General features: G+C 53.4%; 3 protein-coding genes. 1 reads left to right on the top strand and 2 read right to left on the bottom strand.

Annotated features, from left to right (window positions below):
- The coding region (metH, locus tag NTX59_06185; protein MCX5785258.1) for a methionine synthase at positions 1 to 3444 on the top strand (3444 nt) is incomplete at its 5' end.
- Positions 3445 to 3523: 79 nt separating this feature from the next.
- Here the strand turns inward: metH and NTX59_06180 are convergent.
- Together NTX59_06180 and NTX59_06175 are read right to left on the bottom strand one after the other, a co-directional pair.
- Positions 3524 to 4063, bottom strand: coding sequence for a DUF350 domain-containing protein (locus NTX59_06180; protein ID MCX5785257.1), 540 nt, complete (start codon positions 4061 to 4063; stop codon positions 3524 to 3526).
- Positions 4064 to 4115: 52 nt separating this feature from the next.
- Positions 4116 to 5144 carry a hypothetical protein gene (locus NTX59_06175; GenBank protein ID MCX5785256.1) on the bottom strand — a complete coding sequence of 343 codons (1029 nt, stop codon included), beginning with the start codon at positions 5142 to 5144 and terminating at the stop codon, positions 4116 to 4118.
- Positions 5145 to 5633: the final 489 nt, after the last annotated feature.

Below are 5633 nucleotides of genomic sequence, written 5' to 3'. Positions count from 1 at the left end.
AACCTGCTTAAAGAAAAAATAATTATTTTTGACGGCGCCACCGGCTCCTATCTGCAGACCATGGCGCTTAAACCCGCCGATTACGGCAAACCGGAATACGAGGGCTTGAACGAATATCTCTCGATTTCAAAACCCGAGGCCGTCACGCGCGTGCACGAGGATTATCTTAAAGCCGGGGCCGATGTTATAGAAACCAACACTTTCGGTGCCAATTCGGCGGTGCTGGCCGAGTACGGCCTGCAGGGTTCGGCAAAAGAGCTGAACCTCGCCTCGGTTAAGCTGGCCAAAGCGGCTGCGGCTAAATATTCAACTCCGGATAAGCCCAGGTTCGTGGCGGGTTCAATAGGCCCCACCAACAAATCCATTTTTGTGACCGGTGGGGTGACCTTTGACCAGATGCGTGGGCTCTACCTTGAACAGATAAACGCCATGCTTGAGGCCGGGGTTGATATTCTGCTGCTTGAAACCGCCCACGACATAATGAACCTGAAAGCGGGCCTTGTGGCAGCGCGCCAGGCGCTGGGCTCTAAATTGGGACAGGTACCGGTCATAGCGTCGGTTACCATGGATTCATTCGGTCTTATGCTGAGCGGCCACAATACCGAGGCGGTCTATTCCGCCTTAAGCCATTTCCCGCTTTCAGCTTTAGGCTTTAACTGCGGAGCCGGCCCTAAAAACATGGGCGCGCGCCTGGAAGCGCTTTCAAAAGTGTCGCCGTTCCCGATATTCTGCATGCCGAACGCCGGTCTGCCTAACGAGAACGGCCTCTATACGCAAACGCCTGAGGATTTTGCCGCTTCAATGCTTGGCTTCGCAAAAAAGGGCTGGCTTAATATTGCGGGCGGCTGCTGCGGCACGCTGCCCGGCCATATAAAGGCTTTAAGCTCCGCCCTTCGCGGCGTGAAACCGGGCGTTCGGCGCGTGGACCACCCCTGGACGCTTTCCGGGGTTGAGGCGCTTTATTCTGAAGACATAGAGCCGCCCGTGATGGCCGGCGAGCGCAATAATTCCATCGGTTCTAAAAAATTCCGTGACATAGTGGCCGCGGGGCATTGGGACGAGGCGGTCGAGATGGCCCGGGCCCAGGTTAAGGCCGGAGCCCATGTGCTGGACGTGTGCCTTTCCAATCCTGAGAGGAACGAAATTGAGGATATAAACACCTTTATTCCAATGCTGATCAAAGCGGTGCGGGTGCCGCTTATGATAGATACCACTGATGTAAAGGCGATGGAAGAAGTTTTAAAATACGCGCCGGGCAAGATAATACTCAATTCGGTTAATTTTGAATTCGGCGAGGATAAACCCCGCAAAGTGGCCGGGCTTTGCAAAACCTATGGCGCGAAGCTGGTGTTCGGCTGCATAGACGAGAACAAGGAAGAAGGCATGGCCCGCACGGCCCAGCGCAAAGTCACCATCGCGCGGCGCGCTTATCGGTTTTTGACCGCGGATTGCGCCTTGCCGGAAGAAGACATAATTTTTGATCCGCTGGTGTTCCCGGTGGGTGTGGGCCCCGAGTACGCCGCCACGGCGCATGAAACCCTAAAGGCCGTGGCCGAGATAAAAAAGCTGTTCCCGAAAACAAAAACCGTGCTCGGAGTCAGCAATGTTTCGTTCGGCCTGCCGCCGGCCGGCCGCGAAATACTCAACTCGGTGTTCCTTCATCATTTGGTGGGCGCGGGGCTGGGCGTGGCGATAGTAAATATTGAAAAACTTAAAAGATACGCTTCCATGGCGCCGGATGAAAAAGCCATGGCCGAAGATCTGATATTCGCGCGCAACGCTAACGCCGCTTCGGTTTTCGCCGAATATTTCAGGGGCGTAAAAAAAGCCGCGCTGACCGAAACCAAAAGCGCCGCCCTGCCGCCCGAAGAGGCCCTCGAGGCCAAAATAAGCGACGGTTCAAAAGAAGGCGTTGAGGAATTGGTGAATAAACTGCTTGAGAAATACGGCCCGCTTGAAATAATAAACGGCCCGGTGCTTAAAGCCATGGGTTCGGTGGGCAAAAAATTCGCGGCCGGCGAGCTGATAGTCACCGAAGTGCTGCAGAGCGCCGAAGTGACAAAAAAAGCCGTAGCTGTAATGGAAAGCGCTTTAAAGGCGGCAAAAGCCCCGAAGCGCGGCAAAGTGCTTCTTGCCACGGTTAAAGGCGATGTGCATGACATAGGAAAGAACCTTGTAAATATTATTTTTGAATCCAACGGCTTTGAGGTACTGGACCTGGGCGTCAAAGTGCCTTCGGAAACTATTGTGGAAGCGGCGCTGAAAGAAAAGCCCGACTTTATCGGGCTCTCCGGGCTGCTTGTCCGTTCAACCGAGCAGATGGCTATAACCGCGCGCGAGCTTGCGCTGGCGGGTATAAGCTGTCCGCTGCTTGTGGGGGGGGCCGCATTAACCGCGAAGTACACAGAAAACAATATCGTGCCGGTTTATAAGGGCCAGGTGTTTTACGCCCAGGACGCCATGGGCGGGCTTAATTACGCGCTGGGCAGCGCGATTGCCAGTAACCAGTCGCCGGTAACCGGTAACCAGTCAAAAGAGGCAACTATTAATTCTTCATCCTTCAGTCGCGGACAGCGCCAGAGGCCCGCGACAGGCCAGAGTCACAGCCATCAGCCTTCAGTCGCGGACAGCGCCATAGGCCCGCGACAGGCCAGTGTCACAGCCTTATATCCTGACAATATTCCTGTTCCCGCCGATCTGGATAAACACATACTGAACGATTTTGATCTAAGCGGGCTTTTTGAAAACCTTAATTACGACCTGTTCAACCTCCGGTTCCTTAAACTGAAAAAAACGGACATTAAAAAAGTTGAGGATGTCAAAAAACATGTGGAAGAGCTGAAGACTGAGATAATCTCAGGGAAACTGCTTAAAGCGCGCGGGGTTTACCGCTTTTTCCCGGTTAAAAGTTCAGGCAATTCAATCAATGTTTACAAGACTGACGCAAAAACCAAAATAGAAACTTTCTATTTTCCAAGGCAGACCGTCGGCGATAGGCTTTCAATACCGGATTTCATTTCGCCGGACGGATCAAAAACGGACTACATGGCGTTTTTCGCCGTAACCTGCGGCGAGGGTGTGATGGAACTTTCAAAAGCCGAGCGGGAAAGGGGCAACTACCTGCGTTCTTACATGATAGAGGCCCTGGCGCTGACTCTCGCCGAAGCTTTTGCCGAAGCTGTTCACGCCATTATAAGAAAAGATTGGGGTTTTGTTAACGAAGCGCCCGTTAAACCGCTGCACCTCGCGAAATACCGCGGCAAGCGCTACAGTTTCGGCTACCCGGTCTGCCCGGAGCTGTCGGGGCAGACTAAACTTTTTAAATTGCTTGAACCCGAAGCGGCAATAAACCTGAAGCTTACCGACAACCTGATGATGGAACCCGAAGCCTCGGTGTCGGCTTTCGTCCTTCACAACCCCAAAGCGGTATATTTTGGAATTTAAAAGGTAGACAGGAGCCGGAATTCAGAATCCAGAATTCGGACTACTGTCTACTGACTTCTGGCTTCTGAATTCTGTTTCCCTACTTCATTATCTCTATTCTGCCTATGGAGGGCTGGGGCACCATGGCTTTTGAAATTGAACTTACGCCCTCGCCCACATAAAGCGCGGCCACCAGCACAACGCCCGCCAGCAGTATTCCCACCGCCAGATTGCCTTTTTGCAGTTCTTTGCCGGCGTGCAGGGTTTTGTCCAGCCTGCCGAAAAGCCGCAGCGTGACTGAAATGGTTATTACGGCCAGCAGCATGGATATGCCGAGATGTGCAAAGCAGAGCAGCGCCAGTTTTCCAAGGCCGAACGGGCTTTCGCCAGGGGCGGACATATACAGGCGGAACATGCTGACCACTGCGCTCATGCCTTTCTGCAATATCATGGAGGCGGCAAACAGTATTGCCGCCATAAGCGTGCCTACCGCGGCGTTGCCTTTCCTTATTTCGTTTTCCATGTTGAAATCCGGATTGGCCCGTATGAATATTTTATAGGTCAAGGCTATTACCACCCCTGACATAACTACCGCAAGCATAAATTCAAACAGGCTCACTATGACTCTTGTGTTGAACATTTTTCCTCCAACTGTATTAATCATGTGTCCGCTGACTTTTCCAGCGGACACATTAAAAGAACGGCTCTATTTTATAACCCTCCGCCCCCTGCATAAGCGTGGTGGTCGTTCTTCCCACTCTGCCGGGTTCAAGCCATGCCGGCCCCGCGGGCTCTATCAGCACATACTCAAGCCCGTTATACTCCACGAACGCGTCCCCCTTGGCGGGTATCCTTCGTATAGCCATCAGGTAGTGTCCCGGCACGGCTATTCCCACCAGGCGCATTCCGCTCCAACTGCCAAGTATCGAGGCCACCAGCGCCGTTTTGGTGTCGCAGTCTCCCCAGCCGCCGAGCAGAGTCCTGCCCGGCGGCAGTAAGCCGCCGGTGTGTCTGCCGTTTTCTATCGTCGGCGGGATCTTATAACGGATGGCCGTCTGCACCATGGAGAGGGCCGCGCCCACCGTTTCCTCCGAACCATACCCTCTGTCGGCGGAAATTTTCTGAAAAGCCAGCGCCAGGGGCCTGAGGAAAGGGGTGTTGCGCTTTACAATGGCGGGAATGTCGCATGTAACCACATTGCCGGGCAGAAGCGCGAAACCGCGCGAGTGAAAAAGTTCCTTCAGGCGGACATTGTATTCCCAGTCCACGGCCGCCAGCGCTTTATTGCCTTCGGCCTTCCCGCCTTTTTTTACGGCCTTCGCCCATTCCTTCTGTCGGTTGGTATTCCGCCATTGGTTGAGGCTTGAAAGTTCCGCGTCGGAATAACCGTAACCGGTCAGGTACCTGTTGTACTCCGTCTCGGCCATCGTGAAGGAGACCGTAAGTCTGTCTTTGTTGAAGTTAAGGAATTTGTACCGGGCTTCCAGTGTCCCGTTCTCGTTCCGGATCCTCTGCGCTGTGCCTTTTTCTTCCCTGTCCTGCCTGGAATTCTCTTCGTCCTCCGCGCCATCCTCCGAACCGGCGGACTGCAACATGAGAAAATCTCTCCCCACCGGGTAAATGACAAGCGTTTTATTCCATTGCGAAGAGAGATAAACGGCTATGGCGAAAAAGCCGACCGTCAGTATGAAAAATAGCGCAAAAATGCGATGCATTTTCATTGAGCCACAATTATATCAATTGCCGCCGGGACCATAAAGGGGCCGCAGCACCGCAGCTTTGACAAGATTGCGGACTTTTTGCGATAATAATATTGCTCTGTAGAGGAGGCTCCCGGCAAGGGAGACCGTCACCCCCGGCGTAAAGGGGGGGCGGAGCGCCGGTTTAGAAAAGGCGCTTCTTCTTCGGGACCGCAAGGTTCTAAAAGCCGTAGGCCCCGCAAGGGCCCGTAGTTAAGCCCCGGAAACGGGGGCTTACGACAAACCAAGGAGGAGTGTATAATGAAAAAAATAATAGTAGCGCTTCTGGTTCTGACCGCGTGCGGAACTTCCGTTTTCGCGGGTGAGTGGTGGACTGCGCCCCGTTTGCGAGACAGTTTAAGCCCATTTTTGTGTAGGGCTTGACCGGTCTCATTTTGACCCGCCTTTTTCTTCAAAACTATCCGGGCTGATATAACCCAAAGACGAATGGCGCCGCTTTCTGTTATAGAC

This window comes from Elusimicrobiota bacterium (genome assembly GCA_026388155.1).
Classification (GTDB): domain Bacteria; phylum Elusimicrobiota; class Elusimicrobia; order Elusimicrobiales; family UBA9959; genus UBA9634.
This window is presented reverse-complemented; position numbering and strand designations above follow the sequence as displayed.

What these genes read in the sequence shown, in the direction of transcription:
- NTX59_06180 (MCX5785257.1), bottom strand. Translation starts at nt 4,063, where the DNA reads ATGTTCAACACAAGAGTCATAGTGAGCCTGTTTGAATTTATGCTTGCG.
- NTX59_06175 (MCX5785256.1), bottom strand. Translation starts at nt 5,144, where the DNA reads ATGAAAATGCATCGCATTTTTGCGCTATTTTTCATACTGACGGTCGGC.